This is a genomic window from Streptomyces griseicoloratus (genome assembly GCF_014534645.1).
Classification (GTDB): domain Bacteria; phylum Actinomycetota; class Actinomycetes; order Streptomycetales; family Streptomycetaceae; genus Streptomyces; species Streptomyces griseicoloratus.
In genome coordinates, this window is the sequence record NZ_JACVQF010000176.1 from 23,898 (window position 1) to 43,798 (window position 19,901).

At 71.8% G+C, this 19,901-nt stretch carries 19 protein-coding genes; 7 read left to right on the top strand and 12 right to left on the bottom strand.

Annotation, left to right across the window (positions count from 1 at the left end; all coding sequences use genetic code 11):
• Positions 1 to 226: 226 nt before the first annotated feature.
• Positions 227 to 985: an LOG family protein gene (locus H0H10_RS08765; protein ID WP_188180291.1), complete on the bottom strand. Its 759-nt coding sequence runs from the start codon at positions 983 to 985 to the stop codon at positions 227 to 229.
• A 130-nt stretch (positions 986 to 1,115) separates the two neighbouring features.
• Positions 1,116 to 2,195 carry a succinyl-diaminopimelate desuccinylase gene (dapE, locus tag H0H10_RS08770; RefSeq protein WP_188180292.1) on the bottom strand — a complete coding sequence of 360 codons (1,080 nt, stop codon included), beginning with the start codon at positions 2,193 to 2,195 and terminating at the stop codon, positions 1,116 to 1,118.
• Positions 2,196 to 2,278: 83 nt separating this feature from the next.
• Between dapE and H0H10_RS08775 the strand changes: the two genes are divergently transcribed.
• Both H0H10_RS08775 and H0H10_RS08780 read left to right on the top strand, forming a co-directional pair.
• Positions 2,279 to 3,274 carry a VldE C-terminal domain-containing protein gene (locus H0H10_RS08775; RefSeq protein WP_188180293.1) on the top strand — a complete coding sequence of 332 codons (996 nt, stop codon included), beginning with the start codon at positions 2,279 to 2,281 and terminating at the stop codon, positions 3,272 to 3,274.
• Between the two features lie 337 nt (positions 3,275 to 3,611).
• Positions 3,612 to 4,031, top strand: coding sequence for an ATP-binding protein (locus H0H10_RS08780; protein WP_188180294.1), 420 nt, complete (start codon positions 3,612 to 3,614; stop codon positions 4,029 to 4,031).
• A 183-nt stretch (positions 4,032 to 4,214) separates the two neighbouring features.
• On the opposite strand, the gene H0H10_RS08785 is transcribed toward H0H10_RS08780, so the two are convergent.
• A complete protein-coding gene (locus H0H10_RS08785) occupies positions 4,215 to 5,309 on the bottom strand; it encodes a bifunctional succinyldiaminopimelate transaminase/glutamate-prephenate aminotransferase (RefSeq protein ID WP_188180295.1) in 1,095 nt (364 codons plus the stop codon).
• A 152-nt stretch (positions 5,310 to 5,461) separates the two neighbouring features.
• Positions 5,462 to 5,779 (bottom strand): ferredoxin, encoded by a 318-nt coding sequence (gene fdxA / locus H0H10_RS08790; RefSeq protein ID WP_004926152.1) that lies wholly within the window; start codon positions 5,777 to 5,779, stop codon positions 5,462 to 5,464.
• Positions 5,780 to 5,919: 140 nt separating this feature from the next.
• Here fdxA and H0H10_RS08795 point away from each other — a divergent pair, with 140 nt between their 5' ends.
• Together H0H10_RS08795 and H0H10_RS08800 are read left to right on the top strand one after the other, a co-directional pair.
• Positions 5,920 to 6,927 (top strand): GNAT family N-acetyltransferase, encoded by a 1,008-nt coding sequence (locus H0H10_RS08795; RefSeq protein ID WP_188180296.1) that lies wholly within the window; start codon positions 5,920 to 5,922, stop codon positions 6,925 to 6,927.
• A 29-nt stretch (positions 6,928 to 6,956) separates the two neighbouring features.
• Positions 6,957 to 7,808: a transglutaminase family protein gene (locus H0H10_RS08800; protein WP_188180297.1), complete on the top strand. Its 852-nt coding sequence runs from the start codon at positions 6,957 to 6,959 to the stop codon at positions 7,806 to 7,808.
• A 367-nt stretch (positions 7,809 to 8,175) separates the two neighbouring features.
• On the opposite strand, the gene H0H10_RS08805 is transcribed toward H0H10_RS08800, so the two are convergent.
• From H0H10_RS08805 to mshB, 5 genes are all read right to left on the bottom strand, one after another.
• The gene (locus H0H10_RS08805; protein WP_188180298.1) at positions 8,176 to 9,120 is read right to left on the bottom strand and encodes a hypothetical protein; all 945 of its coding nucleotides are present in this window, start codon (positions 9,118 to 9,120) and stop codon (positions 8,176 to 8,178) included.
• A gap of 54 nt (positions 9,121 to 9,174) precedes the next feature.
• A complete protein-coding gene (locus tag H0H10_RS08810) occupies positions 9,175 to 9,579 on the bottom strand; it encodes a peptidase inhibitor family I36 protein (RefSeq protein ID WP_188180299.1) in 405 nt (134 codons plus the stop codon).
• Positions 9,580 to 9,818: 239 nt separating this feature from the next.
• Positions 9,819 to 12,155, bottom strand: a complete 2,337-nt coding sequence (locus H0H10_RS08815) for a hypothetical protein (RefSeq protein ID WP_188180300.1) — start codon at positions 12,153 to 12,155, stop codon at positions 9,819 to 9,821.
• Positions 12,156 to 12,317: 162 nt separating this feature from the next.
• On the bottom strand, positions 12,318 to 12,710 hold the full coding sequence (locus H0H10_RS08820) for a DUF6113 family protein (RefSeq protein ID WP_188180318.1): 393 nt from the start codon (positions 12,708 to 12,710) through the stop codon (positions 12,318 to 12,320).
• A gap of 32 nt (positions 12,711 to 12,742) precedes the next feature.
• Complete coding sequence (mshB, locus tag H0H10_RS08825) at positions 12,743 to 13,612, bottom strand: N-acetyl-1-D-myo-inositol-2-amino-2-deoxy-alpha-D-glucopyranoside deacetylase (protein ID WP_188180301.1); 870 nt, start codon at positions 13,610 to 13,612, stop codon at positions 12,743 to 12,745.
• 113 nt (positions 13,613 to 13,725) lie between these two features.
• Here mshB and H0H10_RS08830 point away from each other — a divergent pair, with 113 nt between their 5' ends.
• Both H0H10_RS08830 and H0H10_RS08835 read left to right on the top strand, forming a co-directional pair.
• Entirely contained in the window at positions 13,726 to 14,601 is an 876-nt protein-coding gene (locus H0H10_RS08830; protein ID WP_188180302.1) for a helix-turn-helix domain-containing protein, read from the top strand.
• Positions 14,598 to 14,807 (top strand): DUF397 domain-containing protein, encoded by a 210-nt coding sequence (locus tag H0H10_RS08835; RefSeq protein ID WP_188180303.1) that lies wholly within the window; start codon positions 14,598 to 14,600, stop codon positions 14,805 to 14,807. The genes H0H10_RS08830 and H0H10_RS08835 overlap by 4 nt, the downstream gene beginning before the upstream one ends.
• 426 nt (positions 14,808 to 15,233) lie before the next feature.
• Here the strand turns inward: H0H10_RS08835 and H0H10_RS08840 are convergent, their stop codons facing one another.
• Positions 15,234 to 15,428 carry a hypothetical protein gene (locus H0H10_RS08840; protein WP_030860044.1) on the bottom strand — a complete coding sequence of 65 codons (195 nt, stop codon included), beginning with the start codon at positions 15,426 to 15,428 and terminating at the stop codon, positions 15,234 to 15,236.
• A 189-nt stretch (positions 15,429 to 15,617) separates the two neighbouring features.
• Between H0H10_RS08840 and H0H10_RS08845 the strand changes: the two genes are divergently transcribed.
• A complete protein-coding gene (locus tag H0H10_RS08845) occupies positions 15,618 to 17,732 on the top strand; it encodes a S9 family peptidase (RefSeq protein WP_188180304.1) in 2,115 nt (704 codons plus the stop codon).
• A gap of 128 nt (positions 17,733 to 17,860) precedes the next feature.
• Here H0H10_RS08845 and H0H10_RS08850 read toward each other — a convergent pair whose 3' ends face one another.
• Positions 17,861 to 18,919, bottom strand: coding sequence for an ABC transporter ATP-binding protein (locus H0H10_RS08850; protein WP_188180305.1), 1,059 nt, complete (start codon positions 18,917 to 18,919; stop codon positions 17,861 to 17,863).
• The gene (locus H0H10_RS08855) at positions 18,912 to 19,895 is read right to left on the bottom strand and encodes an ABC transporter ATP-binding protein (protein ID WP_188180306.1); all 984 of its coding nucleotides are present in this window, start codon (positions 19,893 to 19,895) and stop codon (positions 18,912 to 18,914) included. The genes H0H10_RS08850 and H0H10_RS08855 overlap by 8 nt, the downstream gene beginning before the upstream one ends.
• Between the last annotated feature and the right edge of the window lie 6 nt (positions 19,896 to 19,901).

Genomic DNA, 19,901 nt, shown 5'->3' on the forward strand with positions numbered 1-19,901 from the left:
AGCAGGGACGGCATCACCCTGCGGGGACCGGTCCCCCGAGCCCACCGACCGCAGGGCGCGTTGGCGGACCCTGTGAGGGCGCTGAGTACGCGGTTCCTGCGGGGCGCAGGGCGCCAGTACCCGGGGGAGGGGCCTCACCGCCCGGGGGGCAGGGGGCTTCAGTGCCCGCGAGGGTTCGGGGGCTCGCTGCCCGCAGGTGCAGGGGACGCCGTCCCTGCTGAGGCGGTCAGCGGCCTGCTTCCTTGGAGACCAGGGCCACCGCCTCGTCGATGTCGTCCGTGACGTGGAAGAGGAGGAGGTCCTTCTCCGCGGCCTTGCCCTGGGCGACGAGGGTGTTGCGGAGCCAGTCGACCAGGCCGCCCCAGTAGTCGGAGCCGAACAGGACGATGGGGAAGCGGGTCACCTTCTGGGTCTGCACCAGGGTGAGGGCCTCGAAGAGCTCGTCGAGGGTGCCGAGGCCGCCGGGCAGGACCACGAAGCCCTGCGCGTACTTCACGAACATCATCTTGCGGACGAAGAAGTAACGGAAGTTCAGGCCGATGTCGACATAGGGGTTGAGCCCCTGCTCGAAGGGCAGCTCGATGCCGAGCCCGACCGAGATGCCGTTCGCCTCGCAGGCACCCTTGTTGGCCGCCTCCATCGCGCCGGGCCCGCCGCCCGTGATGACGGCGAAGCCCGCCTCCACCAGGCCGCGGCCGAGGCGGACGCCGGCCTCGTACTCCGCCGAGTCCACCGGCGTGCGGGCGGAGCCGAAGACGCTGATGGCGGGCGGGAGTTCGGCGAGCGTGCCGAAGCCCTCGATGAACTCCGACTGGATGCGCAGCACCCGCCAGGGATCGGTGTGGACCCAGTCCGTGGGGGCGCGCTCGTCCAGCAGGCGCTGGTCCGTGGTGCTCGCCTGGACCTGGCCCCGTCGCCGGAGGACGGGTCCCAGGCGCTGCTCCTCCGGTGGCTGCTTCTTCCCCTCGGGGTTGCCGGTAGGCATGTGCGCTCCCTCCGTCGTGCCAGTACTTCCGCCTCAGCGTAGATCTACGCGGGTTACGTGAGGGGGACCTGAGCATGTCCGCCATGAAGCGCCGTAAACACGATCAGGCAGGTCAGGCGCGTCCGGCGGCTCAGCTCGTCAGCCAGGAGCGCAGGCGCTCCTCCCCCGCCAGGATCTTGGCCACCTCCACCCGTTCGTCACGCTTGTGCGCCAAGTGCGGGTTGCCCGGCCCGTAGTTGACCGCCGGGACGCCGAGCGCCGAGAACCGGGACACGTCCGTCCAGCCGTACTTGGGCTGGGGCGTGCCACCGACCGCCTCGATGAAGGCGGCCGCCGCCGGGTGGGACAGCCCGGGCAGGGCCCCGCCGCTGTGGTCGTCCACCACGAACTCCGCCACCCCGCAGTCCGCGAACACCTCCCGGACGTGGGCCAGGGCCTCCTCCGGCGTGCGGTCCGGGGCGTAACGGAAGTTGACGGTCACCACGCACTCGTCGGGAATGACGTTGCCGGCCACGCCGCCCGAGATGCCGACCGCGTTCAGGCCCTCCCGGTACTCCAGGCCGTCGATGACCGGGTAGCGGGGCTCGTAGGAGGCCAGGCGGGCCAGGATCGGCGCCGCCGCGTGGATCGCGTTGGCGCCCATCCAGCTGCGCGCCGAGTGCGCCCGCTCCCCCGTCGTCCTCAGCAGCACCCGCAGCGTGCCCTGGCAGCCGCCCTCCACCTGGCCGTCGGAGGGCTCCAGGAGCACCGCGAAGTCGCCCTCCAGCCACTCGGGGTGCGCCTCGGCCACGTGCTTCAGACCGTTCAGCTCGGCGGCGACCTCCTCGTTGTCGTAGAAGACGAAGGTCAGGTCGCGGTTGGGGGACGGGACCGTCGCCGCGATGCGCAGCTGCACCGCGACGCCCGCCTTCATGTCGCAGGTGCCGCAGCCCCACAGGACCCCGTCCTCGTCCAGCCGGGAGGGGACGTTGCCGGCGATGGGGACCGTGTCGATGTGGCCGGCCAGGATCACGCGCTCGGCGCGGCCCAGGTCCGTGCGGGCCACGACGTTGTTGCCGAACCGGTCGACCGTGAGATGGGGCAGCGCGCGCAGCGCGCCCTCGATCGCGTCCGCCAGCGCCTTCTCGGAGCCGCTGACGGAGGGGAAGTCGACGAGCCGGGCGGTGAGCTCCGCGGCGTCCAGCGTGAGGTCAAGCGGGGTATCGGCCATGGATCCGACCCTAACGCCCCGCCCGTTCGGGCACTGTCCGCACCCGGCGCCAAACCCACCGTACTCTCCAGTACCTTGTACGCGTGCTTCAGCCGTCCCCTCCCCGCAAACGCCGCGGCCGCCTCCTCCGTTCCGGGGCGGCCTTCGTGGTCCTGCTCGCGGTCGCCGGTTATGTCACGGTGCAGTACGTCACCGGCGGCACGGGCGCGCCGGGCTGCAAGGTCGTCTCGGACGAGGGCGACGGGGCGGCGTACGAGTTCACGCCGGAGCAGGCGGTGAACGCGGCGACGATCACCGCCGTGGGCACCGCGCGCGATCTGCCCGAGCGGGCGGTGACGATCGCGCTCGCGACCGCGCTCCAGGAGTCGGCGCTGCGCAACATCGACTACGGCGACCGCGACTCGCTCGGCCTCTTCCAGCAGCGGCCCTCGCAGGGCTGGGGGACGCCGGAGGAGATCATGGACCCGGCGTACGCGGCGGGGAAGTTCTACGACCATCTGGTCGAGGTCCCCGGCTACACGCGGCTGCCCCTGACCGTCGCGGCGCAGCGCGTGCAGCGCAGCGGCTTCCCGCAGGCGTACGCCAAGCACGAGCCGGACGCCACCCTGCTCGCCGCCGCCCTGACCGGGCGGTCCGCGGCCACGCTGACCTGTGCGGGACGCCCGGGCGCGAGCCGGGCCGAGGGACCGGACGCGGTGCGTGACGCCCTCGTACGGGACTTCGGGCGCGATGTGCTCCAGCCGGTGGGCGCGACGGAGGGCGGCCCGGCGAAGGCGGCGCCCACGGCCACGCCGTCGCCGGGCGCGGGGGCCTCGGGCGGCTCCGACGGGCGGACCGTGACGCTGCCGGTGACCGCCGGCTCGGACCCGGACGCGGCACCGGACACGCGGCGGCGCGGCTGGCAGCTGGCGCACTGGGCGGTGGCCAACGCCTCCGCGCTGCGCATCGAGCGGGTTTCCTACGCCGGCCGGGAGTGGACCGCCGGGAACACCGACAGCCGGTGGCGCCCGACGGGCGCGGACGGCGCCGCGGGGGCGGAGCGGGCCGCGGGACCGGTCCGGATCACGACCGCACGGTAGTACCGCACGGCAGTACCGCACGGTCGTACGGCCGCTCACCCGCGCGAGTCATGCGCAGAGCATCCGGTCGGCGGGGCGCGCAGGTTTTCGCGCCGTCACCCTCACATGGCCCGACCCCATGGGGGCCAAGGGGTGTAAGGATTCGGCACCGCTTGGCACACGCGGCCCTTTTGTCTGTTTTTCTGCGCAATCGATAATGCGACGCATTACCAACTCTTTACCTTGCGCCGCCGCAACCTTCGCGGCCTTCGAGCGGTAGTCACTGCGTCCGAGCCCGGTCGATCACGTGCCCGGGACGGTCGGACAGCCCATCGTTCACTCCCGTCGAAGGAGCATCATGTCCCTCCCCCTGACCCGCCGGATCGCCCGTGCCGCGCTGCTCGTCGCAGCGGGAGCGGCCGCCGGGGTCGGTGCGGCCGGCTCCGCCAGCGCGGCTCCCGAGCTGCCGGCCAACCCCAACCTCGGCGGCGTGACCGCCCTGGACGGGGCGAACGCCGGCAACACCGTCGACAGCGCCGCCCAGAACGTCACCGGGACCGCGGGCGACACCGGCGGCAAGGCCGTCAAGAAGGCCGTGCCGGCGGTCGGCAAGACCGGTGGCTCGGTCGTCAAGAAGGCCACGCCCGCCGCGCAGAAGACCGCCGGGGACGCGGCGGGCTCCGCCGGGGACCTCGTCGGTGACACGACGAAGACGGCGACGAAGGGCGGGCTGCCGGGGGCCAAGACGCTGCCTGCCAAGGGGCTGCCGCTCGGCTGACGGTTGGCTGCCGCCGGCTTGTACTGCGACGGGGCCCGGGGTTCTTCCCCGGGCCCCGTCGTTGTGGGTGTCTACGCCGGTGCAGTGGACGTTTCGCTGACCGGTACCAGGCGTCGGTGGCTGTGCCCACCCGTTCCGCCCTGCGGAACGACTGCCCACAGCCACGCCGTCAGGCCCACGCCGTCAGACCAGGCGTTCCACCGCCGCCTGGACTCGTTCGTCCGTTGCTGTGAAGGCCACGCGGACGAAGTGGGCGCCCGCCGGGCCGTAGAAGTCGCCCGGCGCGACCAGGATGCCGCGTTCGGCCAGACGGGCCACCGTGTCCCAGCAGGACTCGTCGCGGGTCGCCCAGAGGTAGAGGCTGGCCTCGCTGTGCTCGATGCGGAAGCCGTGGCCGACGAGCGCCTCGCGCAGGGCCGTGCGGCGGGCCGCGTAGCGCTCGCGCTGGACGCGGACGTGCTCGTCGTCGCCGAGGGCCGCCACCACGGCCGCCTGCGTCGGCGCGGACGTCATCATGCCGCCGTGCTTGCGGATCTCCAGCAGGGGGCCGAGGACCGCCGGGTCGCCCACGAGGAAGGCCGCGCGGTAGCCCGCGAGGTTGGAGCGCTTGGACAGGGAGTGGACGGCGACCAGGCCGTCGTACGAGCCCCCGTTGACGTCCGGGTGCAGGACCGAGACCGGGTCGGCCTCCCAGCCCAGCTCCAGGTAGCACTCGTCGGAGACGACCAGGACGCCGTGCTCGCGGGCCCAGGCGACGATCCGGGTCAGCTCCGCCTTCGACAGGACCCTGCCCGTGGGGTTGGACGGGGAATTGAGCCACAGGAGCTTCAGGCCCGCCGGGTCCAGCTCGGTCGGATCGTCGTACGCCTCGTACTCGGCGCGGGCCAGGCGCGCGCCGACCTCGTACGTCGGGTAGGCCAGGCGCGGGAAGGCCACCCGGTCGCCGGGGCCGAGGCCCAGCTGGGTCGGAAGCCAGGCGACGAGTTCCTTGGAGCCGACGATCGGCAGGACGTGGCGGTGGGTGACCTCGCGGGCGCCGAGGCGGCGCTCGGCCCAGCCGGTGATCGCGTCGCGCAGTGCCGGGGTGCCCCAGACGGTCGGATAGCCCGGAGAGTCCGCCGCGTCGATCAGGGCCTTCTGGATCATCTCGGGGACCGGGTCCACCGGGGTGCCGACGGACAGGTCGACGATGCCGTCCGGGTGGGCGGCGGCCGTCGCCTTGTACGGCGCCAGCTTGTCCCAGGGGAAGGTGGGGAGTCGGTCGGAGACTGCGGACACGGTTGTGGCTCACTTTCTGCTGCGGACGAGCGGTCGTACAGCCGTCCCACGGCAAACGCCTCGGTCCCGTACGGCGACCGACCAGGGGTCGGTTCGGGCCGTACGGGACCGAGGCGGCACGGGTACGGGCCGCTTCCGGGCCGCCCGGGTACTTACGCCTGCGGCGGCAGCGCGGCGATGAAGGGGTGGTCGCGCTCGATCAGCCCCAGCTTGCTGGCACCACCCGGCGAGCCGAGCTCGTCGAAGAACTCGACGTTAGCCTTGTAGTAGTCCTTCCACTCCTCCGGAGTGTCGTCCTCGTAGAAGATCGCCTCGACCGGGCAGACCGGCTCACAGGCACCACAGTCGACGCATTCGTCCGGGTGGATGTACAAGGACCGCTGGCCCTCGTAGATGCAGTCGACCGGGCACTCCTCGATGCACGCCTTGTCCTTCACGTCGACACAAGGCTGCGCGATGACGTAGGTCACGCTGTCGTTCCTCCTCGATAGGGCGCTGGCGGGCCTCCTCAGGCTCCGCCGCCTGGCGCGCGGGAGCGCGGCGTCGTCGATGCCCGCCCCTAGTATCTCCGTTCTTGGGCATGATCCGAACAGGAGGGGTGAACCGACCCGTGGAAATCTCTGCCGCCGGGCGTCTTGAGGTCCGTATCACCGCTGCTGACGTGGGCAAACGAGTCTCCGTACGACGCTTGAGCCAAGCTGGTGTCACGGATGAGAAGTTCACCGACACGGTCGGTGTTCTCACATCATGGGACAACGGTGTGCTGCTGATCACACGGAAGAGTGGCGAAACCGTCCGCATCGCGGAATCCACGCTGGTCGCGGGGAAGGTCGTGCCGTCCGCGCCGGCGCGCCGGCGCGGCCCCGCCGCCTCGTACGAGGAACTGGCGCGGGTCGCCTCGCGGGCCTGGCGGCCGGTGGAGAGCGAACGGCTCGGCGAGTGGGAGCTGCGGGCGGCCTCCGGGTTCACGCGGCGGGCCAACTCGGTGCTCCCCCTGGGCGATCCGGGGCTGCCGCTCGACGAGGCGCTGGCCGCCGTACGGCGCTGGTACGGCGAGCGCGGGCTGCCCGCCTACATCCAGACCGCCACCGGCGCCGAGGGCACCCAGGAGCTGCTGTGCGCCGAGCTGGAGCGGCGGGGCTGGGTCCGGGAGGTGACGGCCGAACTGTGGATCGGGGCGCTCGCACCGGTCGCCGACCTGGCGGAGGGGACCGGCGTGGTCCTCTCGCGGGAGGCGGACGAGGCGTGGCTCGCGCGGTACCAGCGCAAGGGCGTGAGCGAGGTGGCGCTCCGGGTACTGGGCAGCGGGCCGTCGGTGTGGTTCGCGTCGGTGCCCGGGGAGGACGCGCCGGCCGCGATCGGGCGGTGCGTCGTGGACGGGCGGTGGGCCTCCTTCTCGGCCGTCGAGGTCGACCCGGCGCAGCGGCGCAGAGGGCTGGCCACCGCCGTGATGGCCGCCCTCGCCCGGCGGGCGCTCGATGAGGGCGCGTCGGCCGCATGGCTCCAGGTCGAGACGGACAACGCGGGCGCGCGGGCGCTGTACGCCGGGATGGGTTTCGCGGCGCACCACGCGTACCACCACTACCGCGAGCCCGAAAGTGCCGGTACGGACCGGTAGCGATCGCCGTGAGAGGGCACGAGCCAGCTATGCGTCACCCCCATCCCCCACCGCCCGAACGCTCCGCCGAGCTGCGCCGCCGGTTCGCCGAGGAGGCGCGCTCCGAGCGCCCCGATCTGTCCGAGCTGTGCCTGCTGGTGGGCGCCGAGGCGGACGGGACGCTGGACGAGGCGGGCCTGGACGCCGCGCAGATGGAGCTCGACCGGCTGGCCGGACAGCTGCCGTTCCGGCCGGGCAGCCCCCGAGCCTGGGCCGTCGCGCTGCGGGATCTGCTGGGCGAGCGGTACGGGTTCCACGGCGTCGCCGCGGACTACCGGCGCCTGGAGTCGTCGCTGCTGCACGAGGTGCTGCGGCGCCGGCGCGGCCTGCCGATCCTGCTGTCGGTGGTGTGGCTGGAGGTGGCCCGGCGGGCGGGGGCCCCGGTGTACGGGGTGGCGCTGCCGGGGCACTTCGTGGTCGGCTTCGGCCCGCCGGAGCAGCAGGTGCTCGCCGATCCGTTCGACGGCGGGCGGGTGCTCACCGGGAACGACGCGGAGATGCTGGTGGCCGGGGCGACGGGTGCGCCCCTGCATCCGTCGATGCTCGAACCGGCGCAGCCGCTGGAGGTCGTGTCCCGCATCCTGAACAACATCCGGGCCTGGGCCGCGGCTCGCCCCGAGCGGTCCGACGTGGGGCTGTGGGCGGTCGACCTGTCGCTGCTGCTGCCCTCGCATCCGGCGCGACTGCGGTACGAGCGGGCGCGGCTGCTGGTGCAGCGGGGGGAGTTCGTGGCGGGGGCCGCCGAGCTGGAGGCGTACGCGGAGGTGGTGGGGGCGGTGGACGAGGTGGCCGCCGAGCGGGTGCGGGGGGAGGCCCTGGCGGCCCGGGCGATGCTGAACTGAACGTTCGCCGGTGCGGGCGCCGGTGCGGGCGGGGTCGGAGGCGCTGCTCGGCGCTACGAGGTGCCTCCCTCCAGAGGGGGTACCCCCAGCGCCCACCCGTGCCGCCCCAGCGGCACGCCCCGGACACGTGGAGAGAGGTCAGGTGCAGTGCGCGCAGCGACGGCTCGTCGATCGTCCGTCCAGGTCGCCGTACAGGTGAGCGTCAGGCCATCGACAGCGCGGACGGATCGAAGGCGACCACTGTCGCTGTCGTAGCCATACTGGCCAGCGTGGCCGAAGGCAAGGTGCGCCGGGCAGCGTCGGCGGTCCTGACTCCCGTATGACAGATGTCTGGCGACCCACGGCGGCGGCTGGCCGCTGGCTCAGCTCAGCGGAGCACCTGGGCCGCCTTTCGCAGAGCGTTCCGCCACATCTGCCGAACGTCTTCGAGCTCCTGCTTGTTGGCCCTGATGATCTCGTTCTGGTAGGTGGTCTCGACGGACTGCCAGACCGTCACGTACTCCACCCGCTGCTTGCACTTCACATCGGCCACCGCAGTGGCGATCTCGCGAGCACGGGTCTTCGTCCGGGCGGCTGAGTCCCCCTCGCCTTTCGTCCACCAGGCCGGGTCACCGGCGGCAGCATGGGGATCGGCGTAGGTGTGGCCAGCCTTCTTCATACAGGCACTCCACTTGGCGTTCACGGCCTTGGCCCGGCGGTCCGCCTCCGTACGTTTCCAGCCTTGCTGCTGCGCCCGGTCGACGGCGGTCAATGCCTCTGCCCGGAGCAGGCCAAGCTGCTTCAGTGCCTCACCGCGGCAGCCGCCCGTGAGGCTCGTTCCGGTCGTCGCCCCGTCACGGCCGGTGTAGGCCTTGGTGACCGCATCCGTCATGAGAGCCTTGCGCTTCTTCTCCTGACGCGCCTCCTCGGCCAGCTGCTCGGCGGTCACGCCGACTGGCGGAGCCAGGTGATAGCCGTACACGCGCACGGCTTCGGGGTCGGTGACCCCGTAGCGCCGCTCATTGGCCGAGCGCGCCACTCCGAGCCGCTTCAGACGAGCGGGCCAGCTATATCCCTTCGCCTTCATGCATGTCCCGGCCAGCTTGTCGATGGCCTGGTCGAGAACGGCTCGCTGCTCCGCGCTGACGCCATAGGAATCAAGAGGGAGGACCGGTACCGGAACACCGGCAACGACCTTCGTGGCCGGGGAGGAAGAGGTCGCGGGTTCGCTCCCCGTCCGGCCGCCCGCTTGACATGCCGACAGCACCACGATGGAAAGGGCCGCAACACCGACGGCCACTGAGCTCTTGCACATCAGGTCAGACGCTTTCATCGATGGAGAAGCCCCAAACGGGATGCGCCCCGGGAAAGGGGCGCATCGCCGCGTTCAGTTCGGGCAGGCGGAGTTCGAGCCGAAGCAGTGCGAGCTTGCCGTGTTCTCGTTGGGCACCTGATTGATGTGCTCGCCCGGAGGAATAGCGGTGAGCGCACCGGTGTAACCGGAGTACTGGTAGAAGTACACCAAGGTGTCGGGGTCCATGTTCTTCACCGAGGACATGGTGTTGTCGATGAGGGTGCTGGTGCCGTAGTAGGTGCTGCCGCTGTAGTTGGACTTGCTGTAGAGCGTGTCGTACAGGCCGCCGCTGTAGTTCGCGAGTCTGTACAGACACACCTCGCCGCCACCCGAGGACTCACACACACCGTTGTAGCTGCCGGCGGACGCGGTGCCGCTGAACCCCAAAAACAGCGCCGCGCTCGCCATGCCCACGAGCGCTTTCTTCCTGGCACTCATCCAGTCACCAATCCTTTACTCGGACCCGCTGGAGTCGGCAGGGCGCTGGAATGAGCGCACGACGATCCCCGACCCCATGGGGTGAACTTGGTTCGACCCATGCGCCGGAGTGATCTTAGAAGGTCATACGACTACCGAATCGATCACTTTCGGTCATTCTCAAGCAGCATCTAGGCACCCTCCGAACGTGAGGGGGCACCCCGGCCCTGGACCGCGACGCCCCCTCGGAGTGCTCGCCACTAACTCGGGTCGGTCTCGATCACACCGACGCGGTCCGCCGCCGTCTTGCCGAGCAGCGCCTTGCGCATGGCGCCGATGACGTCCTCGGGCGTCACGGGGGTCTTCTTGCCGTTGCCCCGGGTGATCAGCACGCCGTCGTAGGCGCCGCCGTACAACTCCTTCAGCGCGGCCTTGTCGTAGGACTCGACCAGCTTGTTGCCGACCGGCTTGACGGCGAGGAACCTCCACAGGGAGTTCTGGGGGCTGAACTTGACCTCCACCCCGCCCGCCTTGACCGTGACAATGCCCGACATCGCCGGCTCGGCGAACTCCTTCATCATCCGGTCGACCTCGGCCTTGGAGACCGTGGGCTGCTTGGTGGTCGTCGGGACGCTCACCGAGGTGGAGGCGCCGGTCTCCACCTGGGTGCGGTACGCCTCCTTCACCGCCTCGGTGGACCGGGCGACGTCGATGCCCTTGCCGGCCTTGCCGTACACGGGGACGGCCTTGCCGGACTCGAACTTGATCGTGCCCTCGGTGGCCGAGCCGGCGCCGCCGGCCGCGTCCTCCAGGGCGGCGTGCAGCTTCTCCTCGTCGACGGGCATGACCGGGTCGACGACCCGGTGGTTGCCGAAGAGCGAGCCGATCACGGAGACCGGGTTGTAGTCGCTCTGGGCCGCCGCGCCGACCGTGGCCTGCGCGTCGAACTGCAGTCCCGCCTGGTCCGGCTTCAGCGAGACGGTCTCGCCGTCCACCGTGAGCTTCAGCGGCTTGTTCACCCGGCCGGCGAGGGCGTCGTCCAGCTTCTCGACGGCGTCGTCACGGGTGCCGCCGCCGATGTCGACGCCGAGCACGGTGGTGCCCTTGGGCACGTCGGAGTGGTTCATCAGCAGCCCGGCGCCATAGGCGACACCGGCGATGGCGATCACGCCGCCGCCGAGCAGCACGAGCTTGTTCCGCCCCTTCTTCTTCGGCGGCTTGGCGGAGCTCGCCGGGGGCGGCGAGGCCGGCTCGGGCCGCTTCGGGGGCGTGTGCGGCCGCGGCCCGTCGGCGGGCGCACCGCCCTGGAAGGGCACGTTCCGGTCGCTCGGTACGACGGGGATGCCGCTGGTGAGGGTGTTCCCGGAGACGTTGTCCGCCCGGCCGTGGCCGAGGCCGCCGCCCGGCGGCTGGGGGATCGGCCGCTGCGGGGTGAGGATCGCCGTGTCGTCGCTCAGTCCGCCGCCGGGACCGAGACGGGCGGCGTCGGCACCGGCACCGGCGCCGGCGCCGGGAGCCGTGCCCGGGCCGGCCGGCGAACCGGGGCCGGCCATGGTCCGGGGCCCGCCCGGGCCGCCGGGACCGGCCGGGCCGCCGGGACCGCGCTGCCCCTTGGGGCCGCCGGGGCCCTGCGACATCCCGGGCAGGCCGGGTACGTCGGGTACGGCCGGCGCGCCCGTGCCGCGGGGCCGTCCGCCGGCGGGCCGCGGGATCGACGGGCCGTCACCGGTGACCGGACCGCTGGTCGGGCCCGTGGGTCCCTGACCGTTCTGCCCGGCGGGGGCGTTGCGGTCGCCGCGTCCGGCCTCGGAGAAGTAGGCAAGGTCGTCGCGCCGCGGCTGGTCACCGGCGTCGGTCCCCGGGCGGGTTCCGTTGCCCAGCGGGCCCGACGACAGGGCCTCGGTCACGTCGAAGGAGCCGGTGCCGCCGCCGTGCCCCGGCGCCACCGGGCCGCCGGTCGCGCCGGGGAGACCGGCGCCGCCCGCGGCACCGGAGCGGGAACCGCCCGGCACGTTCATGGAGCCGACCACGCCGCCGGGGCGTCCGCCACCGCCGCCCGGCCGCGCACCGGCGCCGGGCGCCTGCGCTCCCGGGCCCGAAGCGCCGGCACCGGCGCCCGGGTCGGCCGGACCGCCACCGGGCACACCGGAACCACCGGCCGGACCGGGGCCCTTGGCGGGGCCGCCGCCCTGACCGCCCTTGCCGGCCGAGGACTTGCGGGGCGCGAACCAGTCGCTGGTCGGCTTCTCCTCGACGGGCTGGGGGTGCTCGGCGGGAGACTCGGCGGCGCCCGGGGCCAGGTCGGCACTCGGAGCGGGCGCCTCGGCCGGCTCCGGCTCGCCCTCGCCGCCGTCGGTCTCCCCGACGGGCTTGCGCACGACGACCGGCGGAATCGGCCTCGATCCGGGGATGTTGATCCGGATCCGGGTCGTCAGCGTCGTCTCGGTCTTGCGTTCATCCGGCCGCGAGGCCGAACGGCCCGCGTCCGTACCGTCGCCGGAAGCCGTCGGGGTCCCGTACGGCGGCGTGCCGGAGGGGTATGCGGCTCCGCCGCGCCCATGGGGCCCGGAGGACGGACTGTCAGTTTCACGACTCAAGGCAGGTTCTCCCGGTTGGCTCCGCCGCCCGGTCACGTCACGATTTCAAGCGGGCGGCTCGGCGGCGCGCACCACCATACTGGCCGCTTCTCGCCTCCATCCCATGACCGCTGAGGAAACCCACACCGGACTCGCACGCCCACGGCACGGCGAAGTGGTACGTCACTTGCCAAGTCGGACGGGGTCGTCGTCCGGTTGCCGCACCGGCGTGAGGGTGGCGCACATCACAGCGACGGCGATGCCACCGAGCAGGAAGAGATAGGAGCCGCTGCCCGCGGCGAAGACGAAGTCGCCCTCCGGGCGGCTGGTGGTCAGCAGCACCACGGCCAGCGCCCAGCCGGCGGCGGGCGCGACGGACCCGCCCCGGCGCCCCACGGCACGGCCCGCGCCGACGCAGAGGCCGGCCTCGGCGGCCAGGGCCAGCAGCAGGCCGCCGGGGAACCACGCGGGCTGCACCAGCGCCCCGGCCGCGCCGATCACGGCACCCAGGACGAAGAGGCCGACGTAGAGGACAGCCCGGCCGAAGGAAGGCGGACGCAGCGGCTGGGCGAGCATCGAGCCACTCCGCGCAGGCGCGGTCCGGTCGCTCACGACGCCTCTCCGATCCCGGCGAACAGGTCGCTCTCGCGCCCGCCTTCGAACCCTCGCTCACCGCGCACCAGTTCGTAGTACTCGGTGGTGAAGACCGGCTGCGCCAGGTCGTTCGAGAGCGCGAAGTACGGTTCGGCGACGGTGATCTGCGTGGCGTGCGCGCGCATCGCGGCGGCCTTGGCGTCGGCGTGCGCCGTGCCGTCGCCGCGGATCTCGGCGGTGATCCGCTCGCCGTCCACGACACCGGGGACGTCCTCGATGCCGGCCGCCTTGGCGAAGGGGAGGCCGGGCAGGTCCTCGTCGAGGCGGGCGAAGGCCTCCTCGGCGACAGAGCGCGGGACGCGGTTCCAGTAGACCTTGGCGATCGGGCACCCGGCCTCGGCGGCCAGCTCGGCGGCCCGCATGGCGATGCGGTGCGCCTGGATGTGGTCGGGGTGGCCGTATCCGCCGTCGGGGTCGTAGGTGACGAGGACCTGCGGACGCACCTCGCGGATCACCTCGACGAGGAGGGCGGCGGCCCGGTCGACGTCCGCCTGCCAGAGGCAGCCGGGGTCGTCGTTGTCGGGCAGGCCCATCATCCCCGAGTCGCAGAACCGGCCCGCTCCGCCGAGCAGCCGGAAGTCCTCGACGCCGAGCGAGCGCATGGCGGCGGTCAGCTCACGGAGCCGGTGCTCGCCCAGTGCGGCTCCGGTCAGGTGTGCGAGGCCGGGCGGGATGACCTCGCCCCGCTCGCCGAGGGTGCAGGTCACCAGCGTCACGTGGGCGCCCTCGGCCGCGTACCTGGCCATCGTGACGCCGTTGTTGATCGACTCGTCGTCCGGGTGCGCGTGCACCAGCAGCAGACGCCGGGCGGGCAGTTCCGTCATGGGCTCCACCCTACGAGGCGTTTTCCGGTTTCCCCTCACCTGGCGTGGCCACCGACCGTACCGTGAGCTGTGACGACTCCGATACGGACAGTGGCAGTGACCGGAGGGTGCGGATGTCGGTGAACGGCGAGGCGGTACGCCCCGAGGCCGAGGCGGACGAGCCCGGCTGGACGGTGGACCCGGACGACGAGTGGGGCGTCGCCGTGATCACCACCGTCGGGCGGCAGCTCAGGCTGCGGCGCGAGGCGGCGGGGATGCGGGCGGCCGAGTTCGGGGCGGCGGTGGGGTACGGGGAGGACCTCGTCTACAAGATCGAGGGCGGGAAGCGGATTCCCCGGCCCGAGTACCTGGAGAAGGCGGACGAGGTACTGGGGGCGGGCGGGCTGCTCGCGGCGATGCGGGAAGACGTGGCGAAGGTCCGGTACCCGAAGAAGGTGCGGGACCTGGCCCACCTGGAGGCGCGGGCGGTTGAGCTTCAGTTGTACGACCCGCTAAACGTCCACGGGCTGCTGCAGACTCCGGAGTATGCGCGTGCGCTGCTGCTCATGCGCCGCCCCGCGTACACGAGCGACGAGGTCGACCGTTTCATCGCCGCACGCGTGGCCCGCAAGGCCGTCTTCGAGCGGGAACCGGCCCCTGAAGTCAGCTTCGTCCTGGAGGAGTGGACACTACGACGCCCCCTTGGCGGCAAGGCGGTGCTGCGTCAGCAGCTTGAGCATCTGCGCGAGGTGTCGCAGTTGCGCAACGTCGAACTCCAGGTGATGCCCATGGATCGCGAGGAGCACGCGGGACTGGCCGGCGGCATCGAGGTGCTGAAGTTCGACGACGGCTCGGCAGTGGGACGTTCGCCTGCGGTCGGCAACGGCCGCCCCCTCTCGGAACCGAAGCAGCTCCGTATCCTTGAGCTGCGGTATGGCATCATCCGCGCTCAGGCTCTCACGCCACGGGAGTCCGGGATCTTCATCGAGCGACTGCTGGGGGAAACGTGAACCGCAACATCTCATCCGGTGACGCCTCCGGACTGGCTTGGTTCAAGAGCAGTTACAGCAGCAGCAGCGAGGGCGACTCCTGCGTCGAGATCGCGACCGCGCCCGACACGGTGCACGTCCGCGACTCCAAGCACTCCGACGCCGGCCCCCGGCTCGCCCTCACCCCGGGCGCCTGGGCCGACTTCGTGGCCGGCATACGCAACTGACCGTCGGGTCAGCCGGCCCCACCGGGGCGTACCGCTGAAACCGTGAACACTTTCGGCAGAAGTGTTCACGGTCTTCGCAGAGGGCCCCACCCCCGCCCACCGCAAGCCGCTGAACCCACCCGGCGTGCTGGCGAGGCGCGAGCGCGTATCCGTCACGCCGGGTCACCGGACGGCCGGCCGAAGGGAATACAGGGCTGGGCCACCCGCTTCCCGGGCCGCTCGCTCGCTTCTGACCCGTGCTGGAACGGCCCGAGTCAAGGGGCGGCCGCAGGCCGATCGGCGCAGCCGACGCGGAGCGACAGCAGAGCGCCCTTTACTCGGGTCGTGGAAGCACGACACTGGCAAAGAAGCGGGCGGCCTCGACGTCCACTGGGAAGCCGGGGGTTGGCGAGCCGACCATTCAGCCCGGCGCCGACACCGGCGCCGTCAGAAGTTGATGCTGCCGATCATGCCTGCGATGTTCGTCGTCAGTTCGCTGATCGTGGGCGCGATGGTCGAGGAGGCGAGGTAGAAGCCGAGCAGCATGCAGACGACGGCATGCCCCGCCTTCAGTCCTGACTTCTTGATCAGCAAGAAGACGATGATCGCCAGCAGCACCACCGCCGAAATCGAGAGTGCCACGGCGGCTCACCTCCAAAGGAACCCAGGGACATGGGGGGTCGGACGCAGTCGGAACCATGGGGGCAGATAAATCCACACAGCGGGCACCTGGTTGATACCCACTATGCGCTAGTGATCATAACTATCCGTACGCGCGCATCGATCGGCGCACAGCCGCACAAGGGGGCGCATGGCCAATATGGTCAGGGCATGACGATCGAGTCCGACTCCTTCCCCAAACGGCAAGCCCGCACCCAGCGGTTCACGCTCGGCGCGCCGCGTTCGTTCACCGTGGCACCCGACGGTTCCCGTGTCGCCTTCCTGCGCTCCTCTTCCGGTACGGACCGGGCGAATTCGCTGTGGGTCCTGGACCTCCCGGACGGCGGGGAGCGCGTGGCGGCCGACCCGCGCGCCCTCCTGGGCGGCGCGGAGGAGCACCTGTCACCCGAGGAGCGTGCGCGCCGCGAGCGCAGCCGTGAGGGTGGCGCCGGCATCGTGGGATACGCCACCGACGCGGCCGTCGAGTTGGCCTCTTTCGCCTTGTCAGGGCGGCTGTTCGCGGCCGAGCTGCGGGCCGGGACGGCACGGGAGCTCGCCGTTCCCGGCCCCGTGATCGACCCGCGCCCCTCCCCCGACGGGCGGCACATCGCGTACGTCGCGCAGGGCGCCCTGCGGGTCGTGGGCGCCGAGGGCGAGCACGACCGGGCGCTGGCCGGGCCCGACGCGGAGGGCGTCTCGTACGGGCTGGCGGAGTTCATCGCCGCCGAGGAGATGGGGCGCAACCGGGGCTTCTGGTGGTCGCCCGAGTCGGACCGGCTGCTGGTGGCGCGGGTGGACGACACGCCGGTCAAGCGGTGGTGGATCTCCGACCCGGCCCACCCGGAGCGTGATCCACAACACGTGCCGTACCCGGCGGCGGGCACCCCCAACGCGGACGTACGGCTGTTCGCGATCGGGTTGGACGGGGGGCGCACGGAGGTCGTCTGGGACCGGGCGCGGTACCCGTATCTGGCGCGAGTGCACTGGTCAGCGGCGGGTGCACCCCTGCTCCTGGTACAGGCACGCGACCAGCGCAGTCAGTTGTTCCTGGCCGTGGACACGGAGTCGGGGGCCACTCGGATGGTGCACGCCGACGAAGATCCAACTTGGCTGGAACTGTTCCCCGGGGTGCCCTGCTGGAGCCCTTCCGGACAGCTCGTGCGGATCGCCGACGAGGGCGGCGCGCGGGTGCTGGCGGTCGGTGAACGACCGCTCACGGGAGCGCAGTTGCACCTGCGGGCGGTGCTGGACGTCTCCGACGACGACGTGCTGGTCTCGGCGTCGGCGGGCGAGGAGGCGGCCGAGCCGGAGACGGGCGAAGTGCACGTGTACCGGGTGAACGAACTCGGCGTGGAGCGCGTTTCGCAGGAGCCCGGCGTGCATTCCGCCGTGCGCGCCGGAGGCGTGTCCGTTCTGGTCTCCGCGACCCTGGGCCGGCCGGGCGCCCGGGCGCAGGTTCTGCGGGACGGAAAGCCGGCGGCGGTCATCACCTCTCACGCCGAAGATCCCGGTTTGTCCCCGCGCGTGACGCTCACCCAGGGGGGCGCACGCCGTGTCCCGTGCGCCGTGCTTATGCCAACGGACTACCACGGTGACACCTCCCTGCCGGTCCTCCTCGACCCCTACGGAGGTCCGCACGGCCAGCGTGTGGTGGCCGCACACAACGCGCACCTCACCTCGCAGTGGTTCGCCGACCAGGGCTTCGCGGTGGTCGTCGCCGACGGACGCGGCACCCCGGGGCGGTCGCCCGCCTGGGAGAAGGCGATCAAGGACGACGTGGCCGCGGTCGTCCTCCAGGACCAGGTGGACGCGCTCCACGCGCTGGCCGCCGACTTCCCGCTCGACCTGAACCGCGTGGCCATCCGGGGCTGGTCCTTCGGCGGCTATCTGGCGGCCCTCGCGGCACTGCGCCGTCCGGACGTCTTCCACGCGGCGATCGTGGGCGCCCCGGTCACCGATCTGCGGCTGTACGACACCCACTACCAGGAGCGCTACGCCGGCCATCCGGACGAGCAGCCGGACGTCTACCGCCGCAACTCGGTGATCGACGACGCGGGCCTGGTCGACGCCGCCGAGCCGCACCGCCCCATGATGATCATCCACGGACTGGCGGACGACAACGTGGTGGTCGCCCACTCCCTGCGCCTGTCCTCGGCCCTGCTGGCGGCCGGCCGCCCGCACGAGGTGCTGCCGCTGTCCGGGGTCACGCACATGACCCCGCAGGAGTCCGTCGCCGAGAACCTGCTCCTGCTCCAGGTGGACTTCCTCAAGCGCGCCCTGGCATAGCGGCGCAAACACGCACCAACGTCGTTAACACGGAGGCAACTTCACCGAAGCGGTACCGATATACGGACGCGGAATGCTCAGCAGCGTACGGCCGTGCGGGTGCCGTAAGCGGGCCGGGGTGCGCCATGTCACTCCGGCCCGCTGCCGTGCTCGCCGGCCTCCTCGGGCGGCACGACCTGTTTCTCCTCCGCGAAGTGGCACGCCGAGTCGTGGGCCGCGGGGCCGGACGTGTCCCGGAACTGCTCCGGCACCGCGAGCGCCGGCACCTCCAGGGCGCAACGCTCCCGCGCCTTCCAGCAGCGGGTGCGGAAGCGGCAGCCGGAGGGGATGTGGGTCGGGGACGGGACGTCGCCGGACAGGATGATCCGCTCGCGGTGCTCACGGGCCTCCGGGTCCGGGACGGGCACCGCGGACAGCAGCGCCTGGGTGTAGGGGTGCGTGGGGTGGTCGTAGATCTCGGCGTCCCGGCCGGTCTCCACGATGCGGCCGAGGTACATCACCCCGACCCGGTCGGAGATGTGCCGGACGATCGACAGGTCGTGGGCGATGAAGATGTACGAGAGGTCGAACTCGTCCTGGAGCCGCGCCAGCAGGTTGATCACCTGGGCCTGCACGGAGACGTCGAGGGCGGAGACCGGCTCGTCGGCGACGATGATCTCCGGGCGCAGCGCCAGGCCGCGGGCGATGCCGATGCGCTGGCGCTGGCCGCCGGAGAACTGGTGGGGGTAGCGGTTGATGTACTCGGGGTTGAGGCCGACGACGTCCAGCAGGTGCTGGACCCGCCGTCGCCGTTCGCCCTTCGGGGCCACCTCCGGATGGATGTCGTACGCCTCCCCGATGATGTCGCCGACCGTCATCCGGGGGTTGAGGGAGGTGTAGGGGTCCTGGAAGACCATCTGGATGTTGCGCCGGACCGCTTTGAGGGCCTTGCCGGAGAGCCTGGTGATGTCCTCGCCCTTGTAGCGGATCTCCCCCGCCGTCGGCCGCTCCAGGTGGACGAGCATCCTGGCGACCGTCGACTTGCCGCAGCCGGACTCGCCGACGATGCCGAGGGTCTCGCCGCGGTCGAGGTGGAAGTCGACGCCGTCGACCGCCTTGACCGAGCCGACCTGCTTCTTGAACAGGATGCCGCGGGTGAGCGGGTAGTGCTTGACGAGGCCGCGGACCTCCAGGATGGGCTCAGCCATGCAGGCACTCCCTCCAGAAGTGGCAGGCGCTGCCGCGTTCCGCGTCCGACTCGGTGACGTCGTAGAGCGGGGGTACGTCGGTGCGGCACACCTCCTGGGCCATCGGGCAGCGGGGGTGGAAGGCGCAGCCGGGCGGGATGCGGGTGAGGCTGGGCGGCAGGCCCTTGATGGCGTAGAGCTCCCGGCCCTTCTGGTCCAGGCGCGGGATGGAGTCCAGCAGGCCGCGGGTGTACGGGTGCGCGGGGGCCTTGTAGAGGTCGTGGACGGGTGCCGTCTCCACGATGCGGCCCGCGTACATCACGGCGATCCTGTCGGCCACGTCGGCGACCACGCCGAGGTCGTGGGTGATGAGGATCAGGCCCATGCGGAACTCGCGCTGGAGTTCCGCGAGCAGATCCATGACCTGGGCCTGGACGGTGACGTCGAGGGCGGTGGTGGGTTCGTCGGCGATGATCAGCTTGGGCTCCAGGGCCATCGCCATGGCGATCATGATGCGCTGGCGCATGCCGCCGGAGAACTGGTGCGGGTACTGCTTCACGCGTTCCCCCGCGGCGGGGATCCGTACCCGGTCCATCAGCTCGACGGCCTTGGCGCGGGCGTCCTTCCTGGACATGCCGCGGTGCACGGTGAACATCTCGCCGAGCTGGTCGCCGACGGTGAGGACGGGGTTGAGGGACGACAGCGCGTCCTGGAAGATCATCGCCATCTCGGCGCCGCGGACCTTCCGGCGTTCCTCCTCCTTCAGCTTCAGCAGGTCCCGGCCCTCGAAGAGGACCTCGCCCGCGGTGATCCGGCCCGGCGGCACGTCGAGGATGCCCATGACCGTCTGGGCGGTCACGGACTTGCCGGAGCCGGACTCGCCGAGCACCGCCAGGGTCTCGCCGGCGTCCACCGCGTAGCTGACGCCGTTGACGGCCTTGGCGACGCCGTCCCGGGTGTGGAACTCCACGTGCAGGTCGCGCACTTCGAGCAGCATGGCGGC